Source organism: Pseudoalteromonas sp. P1-13-1a (genome assembly GCF_001401875.1).
Lineage (GTDB): Bacteria > Pseudomonadota > Gammaproteobacteria > Enterobacterales > Alteromonadaceae > Pseudoalteromonas.
The window spans coordinates 12,896-29,145 of the sequence record NZ_LKDV01000005.1; the positions used below are offsets into that span (position 1 = coordinate 12,896).

At 39.7% G+C, this 16,250-nt stretch carries 10 protein-coding genes; 2 read left to right on the plus strand and 8 right to left on the minus strand.

Annotated elements, in window-relative coordinates:
• Nucleotides 1–6 precede the first annotated feature (6 nt).
• The 7 genes from AN391_RS05280 to AN391_RS05310 form a co-directional block, all read right to left on the minus strand.
• Nucleotides 7–1,434 (minus strand): NAD-dependent succinate-semialdehyde dehydrogenase, encoded by a 1,428-nt coding sequence (locus AN391_RS05280; RefSeq protein ID WP_055014425.1) that lies wholly within the window; start codon nt 1,432–1,434, stop codon nt 7–9.
• 124 nt (nt 1,435–1,558) lie between these two features.
• The gene (locus AN391_RS05285; protein ID WP_161804104.1) at nt 1,559–2,497 is read right to left on the minus strand and encodes a hypothetical protein; all 939 of its coding nucleotides are present in this window, start codon (nt 2,495–2,497) and stop codon (nt 1,559–1,561) included.
• A 46-nt stretch (nt 2,498–2,543) separates the two neighbouring features.
• The gene (locus tag AN391_RS05290) at nt 2,544–3,323 is read right to left on the minus strand and encodes a glucose 1-dehydrogenase (RefSeq protein WP_055014427.1); all 780 of its coding nucleotides are present in this window, start codon (nt 3,321–3,323) and stop codon (nt 2,544–2,546) included.
• An 11-nt stretch (nt 3,324–3,334) separates the two neighbouring features.
• On the minus strand, nt 3,335–4,906 hold the full coding sequence (locus tag AN391_RS05295) for a sugar porter family MFS transporter (protein ID WP_055014428.1): 1,572 nt from the start codon (nt 4,904–4,906) through the stop codon (nt 3,335–3,337).
• Between the two features lie 196 nt (nt 4,907–5,102).
• Nucleotides 5,103–5,978, minus strand: coding sequence for an SMP-30/gluconolactonase/LRE family protein (locus AN391_RS05300; RefSeq protein ID WP_055014429.1), 876 nt, complete (start codon nt 5,976–5,978; stop codon nt 5,103–5,105).
• A 17-nt stretch (nt 5,979–5,995) separates the two neighbouring features.
• Complete coding sequence (locus AN391_RS05305) at nt 5,996–7,159, minus strand: mandelate racemase/muconate lactonizing enzyme family protein (protein ID WP_055014430.1); 1,164 nt, start codon at nt 7,157–7,159, stop codon at nt 5,996–5,998.
• A 20-nt stretch (nt 7,160–7,179) separates the two neighbouring features.
• On the minus strand, nt 7,180–8,601 hold the full coding sequence (locus tag AN391_RS05310) for a sulfatase (protein ID WP_055014431.1): 1,422 nt from the start codon (nt 8,599–8,601) through the stop codon (nt 7,180–7,182).
• Between the two features lie 317 nt (nt 8,602–8,918).
• Here AN391_RS05310 and AN391_RS05315 point away from each other — a divergent pair, with 317 nt between their 5' ends.
• Together AN391_RS05315 and AN391_RS05320 are read left to right on the plus strand one after the other, a co-directional pair.
• Entirely contained in the window at nt 8,919–11,054 is a 2,136-nt protein-coding gene (locus AN391_RS05315; RefSeq protein ID WP_055014432.1) for a multiheme c-type cytochrome, read from the plus strand.
• A gap of 773 nt (nt 11,055–11,827) precedes the next feature.
• Nucleotides 11,828–14,353 (plus strand): TonB-dependent receptor, encoded by a 2,526-nt coding sequence (locus tag AN391_RS05320; protein ID WP_055014433.1) that lies wholly within the window; start codon nt 11,828–11,830, stop codon nt 14,351–14,353.
• Nucleotides 14,354–14,408: 55 nt separating this feature from the next.
• Here AN391_RS05320 and AN391_RS05325 read toward each other — a convergent pair whose 3' ends face one another.
• Nucleotides 14,409–16,202 carry a CRTAC1 family protein gene (locus AN391_RS05325; RefSeq protein ID WP_161804105.1) on the minus strand — a complete coding sequence of 598 codons (1,794 nt, stop codon included), beginning with the start codon at nt 16,200–16,202 and terminating at the stop codon, nt 14,409–14,411.
• Nucleotides 16,203–16,250 lie beyond the last annotated feature (48 nt).

Consider the following 16,250-nt stretch of genomic DNA (forward strand, 5'->3'; position numbering starts at 1 on the left):
TGTTCCTTAAACCTTTAACGCACGTGAAACACGTTTGTAGACGAGGTAATCATCTAAAGCTAATAACGAGCAATCAGCCCCAACACCCGATTGTTTAATGCCAAAGTGCGGTAAATTAATACTGTACTTAATCCCGTTTACTTGTACTTCGCCAAAGCGTAAATGCTTAGCAAAATAAGAAATAGTGTCTTCGTTGTTGCTAAAAATAAATGAGCTTAAACCAGCATCTGTGTCATTAGCATCGCTAAGCACTTGCTCGTTATCACTAAATATAATAATGCTAATAACAGGGCCAAATATTTCGTCTTTGTAGATTTTCATGCTCGAATCAACATTTGTGAGCACGGTTGGTTCGTAAAAATATCCAGTAACGCCAGCAGGCTTTTTACCCCCTAATTGTAATTTTGCCCCATTTTGCTGTGCATCCTTCACTAGCTCATCGATACGTTGCCATGAGTTGGCATCCATAACAGGGCCCATATCAATAGCCTCGTTTTTATCAAAACCAACCTTTACTGCTTTTGCACGTGTAAGTACTTTTTCAATAAATTCATCTGCAACGCTTTCGTGTACAAATACGCGGTTTGGGGTCACACAAATTTGCCCTGCGTTGGCAAATTTAACGCCACAAATTACATCTGCCGCGTTATCTAAATTTGCATCGCTACATACAATAGCCGGTGCATTACCACCAAGTTCCATTGAATAACGCTTAATTGAGGTAGCGCCTGTTGCAATGACATGCTTACCTACATTAGTAGAGCCAATTAAAGTAAGTATTGAGGGAATAGTTGATGCTGAAATGGCATCGCCTACAGCGCTATCAGCGCCCGAAAGTATGTTAACCACACCTGCTGGCAAGCCTATTTGCTGACATAATTCACCTACTGCATATGCAGACAAAGGGGTTTTGCTTGACGGCTTTACTACAAGTGGACAGCCTGCTGCCATTGCTGGGCCTAATTTATAAGCTAAATTTAATAATGGAAAATTCCACGCTAAAAAGGCAGCGGCTACACCCGCCGGCTCGCGGCTTAATGTATGACTATGTGTGCCTTCAGTGTCATTTAATTCTTCGTCAACCATATTAACAATAGCGTTGGCATAGAAGGTCAGGCTATCAACCAACATTTGATAGTCATCAGCGGTTGAGTCCCACGGTTTTGCCATTTCTAAATGAACGCATTCACGTAGGTGCTCTTCATTTTCAATTACAGCATCACGCAGTTTAAGCATCCATTGTGCACGCTCTTTTGCAGGCGTCGCTGACCAAGTTGCAAACGCGCTTTGCGCAGCATCAAGTGCTAACGACGCTTCATTTATACCTGCTGCTGATATTTGCCCAACAGCTTCAAGTGTTGCAGGGTTAATAACATCAGTTGAAACATCACTGGTTATCAATTTACCGCCAATATACAGTTGTTTAGAAAGCATTCTGTCGCTCCATTATTATCTACAACACCCACAAGGGCTAAATGATCAAAGAAAGGCACGCCGGCCTTAATACATAACAACTATTTAAACATATGATGTTTGAATGAGCAAACAGAAAATACATTTAGTTAACAAAAAATACTAGTCGCCAAAACTTAGTTTGGCCTTTTTCCACTATGCCATGTTCACTATTTTGAATTGAATGTTGTAAAGAATCGCTATTACCTATACACGGCTCTATCCCCAGTACAAAAGGAGCTGAAGCTCCAGTGGCAGACCAACCATTGTAATTAAACCAAAGCCCTAAGTGACTTATGATTGCTGATGAAAATTCAAACCCACAGCTTTGTTGGGCTTTATCATCTACTAGTTTTACAATTATATTTTGATCTTTATGACTACCCGTATTTAAGTGTTTGCTAAAAATCTTACTTGCAAAACCACTACTATAGGGCATAACTTCATTTAGCGGCGGGACTTTAGTTGAGTACTCACTCCATTTAATAAAAGCACTATTAACGTTATAAAAGCGACTAAGCCCTTCATCAACTTTAAAGTCTATATGTTTGCTATTTATCAAAATACGCATTTGGGGTTCTACGGCAAAAATAGGATGCGCTGACCAAACAAATGGAAGATTATCAGTTGTGTTATTTTTTATTTGGTAGTCAACAAGTAGTCGTTTACTGTGTTTTTTTAAGGTAAACGTTCTTATAAATGTAAACGTAGAGTCAAAAACCTCAGCTTGTAAGTTAAGTACTATTTCTTCATCGCTAATATGAGTATTCGTTATTTGCCATGCTTGGCACCACAGCTCACCATGATCATGTGAAAAATACGTTTTATCGGGGATGTGTTCATACACCTGAGGAGAAATACCCGGGAAACATTCATCCCAGCCACCGTTATCATGCTCAGAAAAATCATTGTTTTTTGTAATTTTTAAAGTGATTTTTTTATCGTCAGCAAGCCACTCTCTATTGTGCTTTAAGCTTACAATAGAGGTGACTTTCGCACCCAGCTGAGGAATAACTGTAATAGCAAGCTCACTATTTTTTAGCAAAATAGCCTCAAACCCATGAGCTTTACAGTGTGTTAAGTTAAGCACCTCAATCGTGATAGATTACAGAACGGCCGCCATCAATAATGAGGCTTTGCCCTGTCATAAAACTCGAATCTGAACTGGCTAAAAACACGGCTGGATAGGCAATTTCTTCAGTTGTCCCATTTCGTTTTAAAGGATGTACGTCCCCCATTGCTTTGCGTGATGCTTGAGGATCGTCTGTTTGCTCCCATGCTTTAAATGCCATAGGTGTTTCTATCATCCCTGGGCACAGCGCATTCACTCGTATGTTGTGCTTTGCGTATTCAACGGCTAAGTTTTTAGTAAGCCCTATAACGGCGTGCTTTGTTACCGCATACGGAAAATATCCCGGTACAATTTTATATGAATGCACAGAACCTACATTTATAATACTGCCCCGGCCTAACTCTTTCATATGCTCAAGCACGGCCGCTGCACACTGCCACATACCTTCAACATTGACCGAAAAGCTATCACGCCACATTTGTGGAGTAACATCATCTACGTTTCGCCCAGGGCTAATTAAAGCGGCGTTATTAACTAAAATACTGGGCTTGCCAAGCTCATTGACTACTTTTACAACCATGTTTTTTATAGCCGTTTCGTCGCTAATATCAGTATGCGCAAAAATAGCATCAAACCCTTTGCTTTTTAGCTCTGCTACAACGCTTTCGCCCATTTCTTTATTTATATCAGCAACACACACTTTAGCGCCTTGCTCACAAAATACGCGTGCTACTGTTTTTCCAATTCCATCGGCTGCGCCAGTGACAATAGCAACTTCGTTTAATAATCGTGATGACATAGATATGTTCCTTATTTATTAAGCCCTGGGACCAAATCGCGTTCAATGGCCTCAATAGACTTGCCCTTCGTTTCGGGAAGTATAAATGCCATAACAATACAGCCCACAATAGCGACGCCTCCATAATATAAAAACGTATTTGCTGCGCCCATGTTCTCTAACTGCCAAGGAAAAAACTGCTGAATACTCCAGCTAGAAATACTCTGTACTAACGCGGCAAAGGGCAATGCAACGCTGCGTACTCGACTTGAAAATATCTCCGAAAATATCACCCACATAATTGGTCCTATCGACATATTAAAAGCGGCTAAAAATGCAAATAATCCAAATAGAACATACGCAGGGCTAATATTTATAGAAGCATTAATAATTGCACCGGTAACAACTGGTAGCTCTTTTTTACTGTAAATAGTGGCTAAATCAGCTTTTAGCGCAACATCAGTGCTGTATATTTTATTTTCGAAAACGTGCAGCTTTGTGATATCTACTTTTTGATCTGCAACTTTGCTTATTGCTTCACTGTTTAGTGAGTAGGTGGCATTCTCAAAGCCATACCAAATTGACATATGTGCAACAGCAATCAGCAGCAAACCGGTAATTGTTAAAGTTCTTCTGCCAAGTTTTTCAACAAAAAATATGGCGACCAATGTAAACAGTACAGATACCGCACCAAGTACTATTGTTTGTAAAAATGAGTTTTCGACACTCATTCCTATTTGTTCAAACACGGTAGGTGCATAAAACAATACAGCATTCATACCGGTTGCACCTTGCACTACTGCGTAACATACAGCAAGTAAGACAACAAAACGCATTGGCTTACTAAATAACACCCTAAGTTGCTCAAGCGCACTGTTTTTCGAATCTTCTTGAATAGTTGCTTTAATATCATTAAGTACAAGCTCGGTATCGTCGTTATTTATTCCCATACCTTTAAATACAGTGCGCGCCTCTTCATCACGCTTTTTGCTCATTAACCAGCGTGGCGATTCTGGAATTGTCAGTAGTAACGAAAACCAAATAATATTAGGCACAATCTCAAAGCCAAGCATATAACGCCAAATATTAACCTCATTTAACCATTCAATTGAGCCCATATATTTAACAAAAAAGTAATTAACAATAAACGCAAATAAACTACCTAAGGTTATAAGCAACTGATTAACTGATACAAATTTCCCTCGTTTATTAGCGGGTGCAATTTCACCAATATACATGGCTGAGACGGTTATGGAGGCAAATGCGACCCCTCCTATAAAGCGGCCAACAACCAGCATGGGGTAACTTACCGCAAAAGCAGAAATAACAGTAGAGAGTGAATATGTTAAAGCAATGCCAACAAGTACCTTTTTACGACCAAATTTTTGGCATAAAGTACCAGTAAAAAACAGTGCGATGATTACGCCAACAATGGCGCAACCCACTACATTACCGGTTTGTAAACTAGTCAGCTCAAACTGCGAGCTAACATAGCGTAACGCGCCGGATATATTGGCCGCATCTAGGCCAAATACAAACCCGCCAAATGCGGCAATGAGAGAGTATTTAATTGCTTTTGTGGATTGTGTGTGTGTGTCTTTCAATGTATTACCCTTAGTTTTATTTTTATGCTTTTACTGTGCTGCTAATCAATGCATCGCACATATAAAAGAATAATACCAATAGAAAAAGTAAAATAATGCAAACATATGATGTTTAGCTATACGATGTACTTTTCATCTCATGTCTAAAAAATGTAAGAGGAAAAGCAAAATTAATATTTAAACTTAATACTTAAAATTAAAAGCCATCTATTTTAACGCAAGGTTCCAGCGCCCCTTTTACGGCATTTTTAAATACAAGCGTAGCGCCGTGAGGGATAGCATCAAATGGCGTATCTTCTAGCCCACATTGCGCTGACGTTACGTAAAGCGTTGTTCCATCATCACCAAACGCTGGGCAGGTAGGGCGAGGTGTTTGCGTCTCTAAGCTTCGAATTACTTTCGCATCTGGCGAAATACAATCTACACGTGCGCCATCCCAAAGTGCTGTCCACATATTGCCTTCGCTATCAATTACCGCACCATCAGGCGAAACCTGTGTATTTGAATAATCAAAAAATATCACAGCATCACCTATCGGGGCTCCTGTATCCGAGTTTACATCCAAACAGTAAATTTTTTGAACTGCGGAGTCTGCGTAATAGGCTTTAGCGCGTTTTTTATCAAAGCAAATGCCATTCGGTATAGTTAAATCACTAACAACTTGAGTAACTACGCCGTTATAAAAACGATATATAGCCCCTTTATTTTCTTTTGCATCGGTATGCATTGTGCTTATCCAAAATCCACCCCAAGGGTCAGCACGCCCATCGTTACTTCTGTTATCGGGTTTATCTGCTTCAACGCTGCACAAAAAAGTGTGCTTATGCGTACTGGTGTTATAAGTATTTAGGCCTTTATCACTTGCTAGTAAAAGGGTTTCGTTGTTTACCCATGCCAGGGCGGTAACCATATCATCTAAGCGTTGCACAGCTTTATGGTCGCCTTTTTTACTGTGCAAAATATGGTTTGGAAAATCGACCCAATAAAGCGTTTGTGTGATCGGGTGCCACAAAGGGCCCTCGCCTACAAAATTTAGTGTGTTATCAAAAACAGTTGCTGTAAGTGTATTCATATAATTCTCTGCGCAAGTTACCAGTTAGTATGTGAGCCATCACGCTTTGATAAATGCGGCGCTTCGGTTTCTACAGGGGTTGCTAATCTGAACGCGGCTTCGTTCACTTCAACACCTAAACCAGGTACTTCAGGAATAGTAAACTTATTACCTGTTAATACATGCTGCTTAGGAAAAAGAAGTGGATCATGGGCGCCAAACTCACTAAACGGACCTTGATGTGTTTCCATTAAGCCTAAATTTGGTAGCGCTGCAGCAAAATGATTTGTGGCCGCTGTGCATACAGGGCCAAGCGGGTTATGTGGCATAACATCTATATAATGTGCCTCAGCCCAACCAGCCACTTTCATCGCCTCCGTTAAGCCACCAATGTTACACACATCAACACGTAAGTACTGAGTTAGCCCCTGCTCTATATAAGGCTTAGCCGCCCATTTAGAGCTAAACTCTTCACCAATCGCAAAAGGAATATGCGTTAAAGTACGCAGCGTTTTATACGCATCAGGGGATTCATGGCGAATAGGCTCTTCAATAAAATCGAGTGTATCGGGCTTTAAACGTTGGCAAAACGAAGCAGCTTCAGCCACGCTTAATCTGTGATGGTAATCAATACCAAGTGTAATATCAGGTCCCAGCACTTTACGCAGTTCATTTAAGCAACGGGCTGTTCTGGTAATAGATTCTTGAGGCTCAAAAAATGCTGGGTCATCAAAACGACTCGGTATCACTCTTATTGTCGTCCAACCAAGTGCAACAAGTGCTTTAGCTTCTTTTACTAAATCATCAAATTTATCTGGGTCGGCCTCAGTATAACAACACGCAAAACATTCTATATGCTCACGTTGTTTACCGCCTAAAAGTTGATACACCGGCACTTGTAAAGATTTAGCCAATATATCGTAAAGCGCAATATCAATTGCTGAAATTGCAGCCGTAATCACACGGCCACCTTCAAAGTAATGGCTTCGATAAAGCTCTTGCCAAATACGACCAATTTTACGTGGGTCTTGACCTTTTAAAAAGCCTGCAAAATGCTGTATGGCACCAATGACTGCATGCTCACGATTTGAAAGACCAGACTCGCCCCAACCAACAATCCCACACTCGGTTACAACTTTAACTAAAAGCTGGTTACGTTTGCCAACGCAGCCAAGCAATGCTTCAACAGATTCTATTTTCATTTATTATTACCTATAAATTGTTAAGGCTGAGTGGCTGGTAAACGGTATTTGTCCATGCGGTCAATATCGTATTTTTCGTATTTTCTTTTTAATAACCAACGCGGACGCTCAAGTGTAAGTTCCCACTCAAATAATGATTTAAACATAGATTTAACGCGTTGCGGATTTTTTGCTGCTAAATTTGTTTGCTCACCAACATCTGTACTCAAGTCGTATAATTCTGCAGGGCGGTCTGGGTATCGAATAAGCTTCCAATCGTTCTCACGAATAACCGCTCTGTTTTCTTTTTTCCAATACATCACTTTGTGCGGGCGCTCTGTATTTTTACCTTGTATATAAGGTAATAAGTCAACGCCATCAATATCACTACCTAACGCTTTACCTTGTGCCGCACTGTAAAAGGTGGGCAGTAAATCGAGTGTACTAACCGGGTAGTCGTAAACAGAACCTGGTTTAATATGCTTAGGCCAACTCATTACAAACGGTACCCGAATACCGCCCTCTAGCTGGTTAGACTTAGTACCCGCAAGAGGTGCATTATTTGATGCGTTTTTATCAGATGGGCCGCCATTATCGTTTGAAAAAACGACAATCGTATTCTCATCTAAACCAAGCTCTTTAAGTTTATCAAGTACGTAACCACTGGCTCTGTCTAAACCTAATGTCATGGCTGCAAGCTCTTTGCGTTTACCCGTTAAATGAGGGAATTTTGCTAAGTCTTTAGGGTCTGATTCAAGCGGGGTGTGTACTGCATTGAATGCTAAGTAGATAAAAAATGGTTCATCTTTATTTGCTTCAATATACTTTACAGCTTCTTTACCTAACTCATCGGTTAAATACTCTTTTGGCTCTTCGTAATTACCAAAGTCGCGTTCTAATTTTTTATCAAAAAAATGTTTGTTTCCATTTTCCATTTCTTGTTCTGAATAGCTAAAGTAGCTTCTGTCACCACCTCTAAACCCTAAAAAGGTATCGAATCCACGGTTTAGAGGATGAAACCTGTCGGCATCACCTAAATGCCACTTACCAAATACCGCTGTTTTATAACCTTGCTCTTTGAGGTAATCTGCCATTGTTTTTTGATCTAGCGGCAAGCCCATATCGGCACCTTTTAGTGCAGAGTTATCACTCATAAAACCCGGTACATTAATTTCTTCATAGCCAAAGCGTTGTTGATATTTTCCTGTCATCAACCCAGCGCGTGAAGGGCCGCAGGTAGAATCACTCACATAGCCTTGAGTAAAGCGCACACCACTTGCAGCTAATTTATCTAAATTAGGCGTTTTAAGTTCGGTACTACCTTGAAAGCCAAAATCACCAAAACCTGCGTCATCTGCAAAAATTAAAACAATATTAGGTTTTTCTGTTTGTACTTTTGCCATTGCATTAGGACTAACGCAAAAGCCTAAACATACACAAAGAAGAACAAGTAGCTTATTCATCATAGTTTCCTATTTAATACCCTGTTTTTGTACATAGTTAAAAAGCATTAATTACACCATCGCTAATATATTGATTGCTTTAAATTATTACGCACAGTTAATTTTATAGTTAAGTTGTAAAAAATACGTTTATAAATCACAATATCGCTACACTAAACAAAACATAGCAATATTGCAAACATATGATGTATGATATTTTAAAATAATTATCACAGCACATCAGTTTAATTGCAGCTCGATTTGAATACTCAGTGATTAGCTGGGTCTATTACCTAATTTATATCATGCAATGAGTGTGTTTGAAGGCAGATTAAAATATGATAAATATAATAAAACGCTTAGTTAGTATGCTTTTTTTATGCTGTTGTTTTTCAGCTATTGCGAACGAGGAATGCCAATCTTGCCATCAACAACAGACACATGATTGGGAACAGTCAGACCATGCTCGTTCAATGGCTATAGCTAACAACGATACGGTGCTTGGTGATTTTAGCAATGCTACGGCGACCCACTTTTCTCAAAAAGCCGTTTTTTATAAAGAAAAAGATACCTTTTTAATTGATTTGACCGAGCAAGGTACTAAAAAAACGTACACCGTAAATTATGTTTTTGGCTTTGACCCACTGCAACAATATTTAATTGAAGTTGAAAAAGGCAAATACCAAGTATTTCCTTTTGCATGGGATAGCCGCGCTAAATCACTAGGCGGCCAGCGCTGGTATGCCAATTACGCTAACGAAGATGTAAAACCTGACGATCGTCTCCATTGGCTGCAACCTCTACAAAACTGGAACGGCATGTGTGCCGATTGCCATTCAGATAATTTAAAGCGTAATTTCAATAGTGAAAAGGAGCGCTTTGATACACACTTTTCAAACATAAATGTGGGTTGTAAATCATGCCACAGTGAGATTACGGATGAACATAAAACTAAAAAAGTGACTAAATCGGCCCAAACAAGCCCCACCAATATGTCGCAGTGGAAAATAACCGGCGATGACACAATCGCCACGTGGCAAGGTGAGCCCCGCGATAACAGCTTTATGCAAGGTTGTTATGCGTGCCACTCATTACGTAGCCCACTAACGGATGGTTTTGACAATAGCCAAGCGTTTTTAGACCAGTTTAGCCCTTCCTTTTTAGAACCGAATTTGTATCATGCTGATGGCCAAATTAAAGAAGAGGTGTATGTATTTGGCTCTTTTGCGCAAAGTAAAATGTACAAAGCCGGTGTTAACTGCCTTGACTGTCACGATAAACACACCATGAAAGTTAAAACAAAAACGAATGGGCTGTGCTTACAGTGCCATAGTGCCAGCGAATACAATAAACCCGAGCATCATCGCCATAAAGAACAGTCAGCCGGTGCACAATGTGTTAGTTGCCACATGCCAACAAACAGATACATGGGCGTTGATGACAGGCGCGACCACAGCTTTAAAATTCCGCGCCCTGACATATCAATAAAATACGATACACCCAATGCGTGTGTGCAATGCCATGACGGCCAAACAAACGAATGGGCAGCAAGCACGCTTGAAAAGTGGCACGGTAAACCGCCTGAATTAAGTGCAAGCGAGCACAGTATGCTTGAACTACGCTCATTAAAAGCGATATCGAAAAATGCACATATGAGCTTGATTAATGATTTTTCGTTAAACGAAATAGACCGTGCCAGTGCAATAAGTTATTTAGGCGGCTCAACTACAGAGCTTAGCGATAGTGACGTAAAAAGTTGGGTAAACTCACCGCTTCCGCTTATCCGCCTAGCGATTGCTAAGGTAGGCTTTTTGCTGCCCGAAGCAGAGCGTTTAAAAAGTTATAAGCAACTATTAACCGACAAGTTAAAGTCGGTGCGAGTTGCTGCAGCACAAAATCTAAGCCAAACAAAAGCGCAGCTAGATGGGCTTAATCAATCAATTAGAGAACTTGCATATGCCAATAAGGTAAATACATGGCGCGGTGAAGGAAATATAAATCAAAGTATGCTCGCACTTAACAAGCAAGACGTAAACGGCGCTATTAAGTCATTACAAAAAGGCATTAGCGTTGACCCTTACTTTGATGCAAGTTATGTAAATTTAGCCGACATTTATTACCGACTAGGCCAAACAGAAAAAATGCAAAGCGTGCTTAATAATGGTTTAACAGCAGTGCCGAGCTCTGCGCCGCTGCATTATGCAAATGGTATGGCGCTTATTAGAAGCGGTAACAAACCCGCTGCTGTTGACTCGTTTAAACACGCAATGACACTTGAGAGTAATAACGTGCAATACGCTTATCTGTACTTTTTAGCACTCGATAGCATTGGCTCAACAGCCAAAGCCATAATAGAGTTGAAATCAAAAATCAGTACCTATAACAATGCAACACAATTAAAAAGTTTAGGGATGAGTTTTGCTCAGAAGCTAAAAAATGCTGAAGATTATCACTTTTTTGCATCGTTAAAATAAGTTTGAATATATAGGGCAAGCTGACTTTTCGTGATTAACTCTGTAATTATGCGTTGGGTATTTAAGAAAAGCAGTCCCTATTTGCACTTATTTTCATACGTAAGCGCAAACGTTACATGTTTATCGTATATACGCTACTCTTTTCTTTCTAGGGGCGAATAACGCAATAGCAGCTCTAAAGTCCACTTGGTTAATTTCTCGAGCCGTGATTGAATAGCCCCTAGGTTGAACAAATTTCAGTGCATACAGTTCACCTCCCTAATAACAACACGACTAATTAAGCCAGCTTTGATGAGCCAAATTAAACTTGTCGATGTTTATACCAATTCACTTAAATAATTGGGCGGTTTTGAACTTATAAAAGTGAGTTGAATAACCGTTACAAACCATTACTAATTTGATAAATATAGTTTTTTAAAAAATCAGCGCGAGTATTTGCCTTTTAAAGTCATCACGTATTATTACTCGTTTTTAAAACTACACATTGCTTATCCATAATCTTAATCTCTTTTAACTAAAGTCATTAATTAACGCTTATCTATCAGAACACTTGCCTCTAACTAAAACAATATTTAATAAACAAGTGATTAACATATTGCAACTGCAAACATCATATGTTTAAATTGTTAGAATGAATTGCGTTGCTTATTTTTATTGACTGTTAATGGTCTTTAAACCACCAACAATGTCTTTTAGTCAACTCGATTCTTCATGATAAGTACTGCAAAGTACTACCTGCACACTGACAACTATAAAGAAATGGAGTGGTTAAAATGCTTAAACACAGTAAATTGCACACAGCTATATTGCTTGCATGCTGTTCTTTATCAACTTTCACACACACAGTCTCGGCCCAAGAGGAAGTTAAGAAGGACGACGATAACTTTGAAATAATCTTAGTGAGCGCGCAAAAACGTGATCAAGCACTAAAAGAAGTGCCCTCTTCAATTGAAGTATTGAATGGTGATTTAATTCAAGAGACCCAGATTGATAATGGTTTTGATTTAGTAACTTACCTCCCAGGCTTTGGCATTGATGACAGCAGCGAAATAAGAACAACGACATTAAAAACGCGTGGTATAGGCACTTTTACAAATTCTATTGGCTTACAATCATCAAACTTAGTGGTAATTGATGGTGAAGTACTCCCCCGCCAATCAATGCTCAATCTCCCGGTATCTGACGTTCAACGTGTAGAAGCTATGCGCGGGCCACAAGGTACACTATTTGGCCAAAATACATCTACCGGTTTACTACATTATGTCACTAAAAAGCCGCAGCTAGATGACCGAATTTCAGGCACTGTTAGAGCACAGGTTACTGAGTTTGATGGCACTGATTTTAGCGGCACTGTAAATGTACCACTTAACGAAAATTGGGCAGCTCGATTTAATGCTCAATACAGCGATATAGATGGTTGGATAAAAAACACCATGCCAGGTGAAGAAAACTATGACATTGGCGCCAAAGAAACTAAAGCAGGCCGCGGACAGCTCTTATACGACAATGGTGAAGAACTCAATGTGTTATTTCGTCTAGAGTACTCAGAAACAGACACTAACTGTTGTTCACTTATCCGTTTAGGTGGCATTAATCCAGATTTTGGCCCACGACCAATCGTTAATGTAAAAGACGACGGCACTATTGAAGGCACTACATATAATCGCATAAACCCAGAGTCGACCTTTGAAGAAGCAGGCGGCCCAGTAACAGCACGAAACGCTGAAGCCAATTACGGTAAAACTGAAAATTTTGGTTTTTCTATGTCGGCTGACTACTATTTAAATGATGAAATTACACTTAGCTATAATGGTAGCTATAGAGACTTTGATTTATATAATAGCTCTGCATTTTTTACAGTAAACTTTCCTGTGCAACGTTCGGCATTTGGCGGTAACGAGTCCGTAGATGTAATTCAACAAGAATTTAGGGTATCGTCATTTAATAATGAAAAATTTGATTGGGTATTAGGCCTCTTTTATCATGATACCGACGGCCAGCGCTCTGAAGTAAGAGATGGTTGTATTGCGGGTAACCGTGGTTTTATTGAAGGAGGCGAGCTAGTTGGTTGTTACTCAGGACCTTCAACAAATGCCTACTTAGATAACTACGCTACAACTGGCGAAGACGACCGTTCTTTGTTAGTTCCATCTCGCTTACTTAACAGTGGTGACTTTACCACCAGCTTTGAAAACATTGCCATTTTTGGTCAACTTGAATACCAAATTACCGAGCAGTTAGATGCCACATTTGGCTTTAGGCTACTTCACGAAAAAGGTGAAGCAACATTTGCACGTACCGATCTTGCGACTCCATCTAATGGAGTCGGTATGGACACCTACGCCGATGTTTTTGAGCTGGCTAAAACTGATCCATCGCTAATAAAACGTCAAGATGATCCTACTAAGTTTTCTGATTCAGATACTGCCTTTATATATAAAGCAGTACTAGGGTATGACTTTACAGCTGATATTCGTGGTTATATAAATTATTCCACGGGCTATAAAGGGGCGTCTTACTTTGTAACAACAAACACAGACCCTGCTGAAGCTGATAACTTTCCTACTGCGCCTGAAAATTCGTCGAACTTTGAGGTAGGCCTGCGCTCTGCTTATTTTGATAACGATTTGCTATTTAACTTTACTTATTTTGATATGTCAGTTGATGATTATCAGGTGCGAGCAACCCGTGTAATTGACGAAGAAAATAACATTGTTTTTGCAGGTTATGTTAACGCAAATGAAGCACGTTCTACCGGTATTGAAGCTGATGTAGTAGTAAAGCTCACAGATAACCTTAAATGGTCGTTTAACTACGCTTATTTTGATGCACGCTACGAAGATTTTGCAGATACGCCTATTAATTGCCCTGCAAATGATGGTGGCTTACTCGCTGCGCGTTGTACAACCGATGAAACAGGCCGTCAGAGTTTTGATCAAACAGGCCTATCTTTCCCTAATAATGCTGAGCAGCAGTTTTTAAGCACTATTTCGTATAGTACTGAAATAGCGGATACTGGATGGCAAGCTAATACTCGTGCTGTTTGGCGGTACAACGGTAGCCACACACAATCAATCAATGAGCTTGCTTTTGGTGAATCAGCAAATCCATCGTCAAGCATTTGGGATGGCTATTTAAGCGTGAGTAAAGAAAACATCAAAATGAGCGTATTTGTTAAAAACTTATTTGATAAGTCATACACTACACGTCAACGCATAAACTCAGAAGGCTTTGGTGAAGCGTTCTATCCACGCGATTGGCAGCGTTATGTAGGTGCAAGCATTGAGTATAGTTTTTAGTAGATTAAGAAAAAATAGCGCTAATTTAGCGCTATTTTTTTCCTAACTTTATTACTTACAACGGCTCTTTTCTTCCAACTAACTCCCCATCAGCATCATTAATAACCGCATTGCTAATATCTACATGTTCATTATTACTCCAACGAACCGATACATTATTTATCTGTGTACACGTACCTAAACCAACGTGTAACTTATTATTTTCGCTTTGTGAAAAGCCAGCACCTGTTGCGCCTACAACACGCTTATAAGTTTGCCCACATGCTTTTATAGTCGCAGTAGCTCCCAATGCCGACACACCAGCTTTAGGCGAGTAACCAATATTTGTGACTAGAAAATTATGCTGCGCGTCTAAAGCTGTGCTGTTGGTGAATAAATGCCAACGGCCGCGCTCATTTGAGTAAATTAAGTCAAGGTCGCCGTCATTATCGTAATCAAAGGCCTGTGCACTGCCCCCTGTTGCTCCAAGTTCAGTTGAAATAACACCATGATTTTTTAAAGCCTCAAAGCCTTTACCTTGCTGATTTAAATACAGTACCTGCTTGTTCGCTTTTGCTGGGTTACCATAACGTAATACAAATAAGTCGCTCCAGCCATCATTATTAAAATCCCCGGTTACAGCACTGGTTGTAGGTTCGCTTAAATTAACATTGAGCTTGGCTGTTGCATCAACAAACTTACCTTGTCGGTTTTCTAATAACACCGCTGGTAATGGCTCAAGCCCTTTTACTTTGGGTGAATTGGTCACTCTTTTAATAACACCAGCGGTCGGCGATTTAGTATCGCCAGCTACGCGCCAAGTGTCGTTACCTAAGTAACCTATATATAAACCTTTGTTATTTAGCTTTTTAGGCCAGCCAGCAGCTTGTTCTTTTGTTACCTGTACCGTACGTTCACTACCGCCATGACCTTTAAGTTTTAACGGCTCACTATTTTTACCAATAAACACATTAAAATGAGGATATGCCATTTGCAGGTTTTCTATTTCAAAATTACCTTCGATTTTAAAGTCTTCAAATTTAAATGCTTCGTTACGAGTAAAGAAAGCAAAATTTTGAGATTGAGCATCATAAAAGGTGTGTTGTTCAAATTGATGTTTAGCGCGGGTTAAAAATAAATCGAAGTCACCGTCATTATCAAAGTCGATTTCGGTCATGCTGCTTACATGGCTAATATTGCGATTATCCCCTAGGACAGTCTTACTTTTATTTTTATAACCTAAATCAGATTTACTCTGCGCTACAACAATGTCATCTCCGCCGTAAAAAAATAAATCATCGTGCCCGTCATTATCAAAATCACTAACTAAGGCCTTATATCCAAGCCATTTTGCAGTAGGTAAGTAATCGACAAACTTAAACTGATTATGTCCTTCGTTTTGATATATGTGGTTGGCTCCCTTTTTTTGCTTCTTAAGCGGAAAAGCTGAGAGCATTAAATCTAAGGTGCCACTGTTATTGCCATCTATTAATTTAACCGCACGGCCGCGTGTACGTTCAAAATCATTAAATGTTTCTCCACCTTCAACAGTTCGGTCGTGATTTATTTGAAACGATACAGGTAAACGAGGTTTTAAGCCGCCACCACCGCCTTGAGCAATTATTAAATCCATTCTTCCATCAAGGTCATAGTCAGCAACAGCGACGCCGTGAGTGTCGCCTTTAATAATTATCTGAGGTGCTGAAAAGGTATTGTCTTTGTTATTCCAGAAAATTTTTACTGCGTGGGTGTGCTCAGTAATTAATACATCTTGATAGCCGTCTTTATCAAAGTCAGCAATGAGTGCACTATCCCATTTACGTCTCGACAAAGGTTCAAAAGGAATAACATTTTTAGTTTCCGAGAACATATTCCCCTTTGTGAAACTATTTTTGTAGGGGTCAACTTTCATATAGCT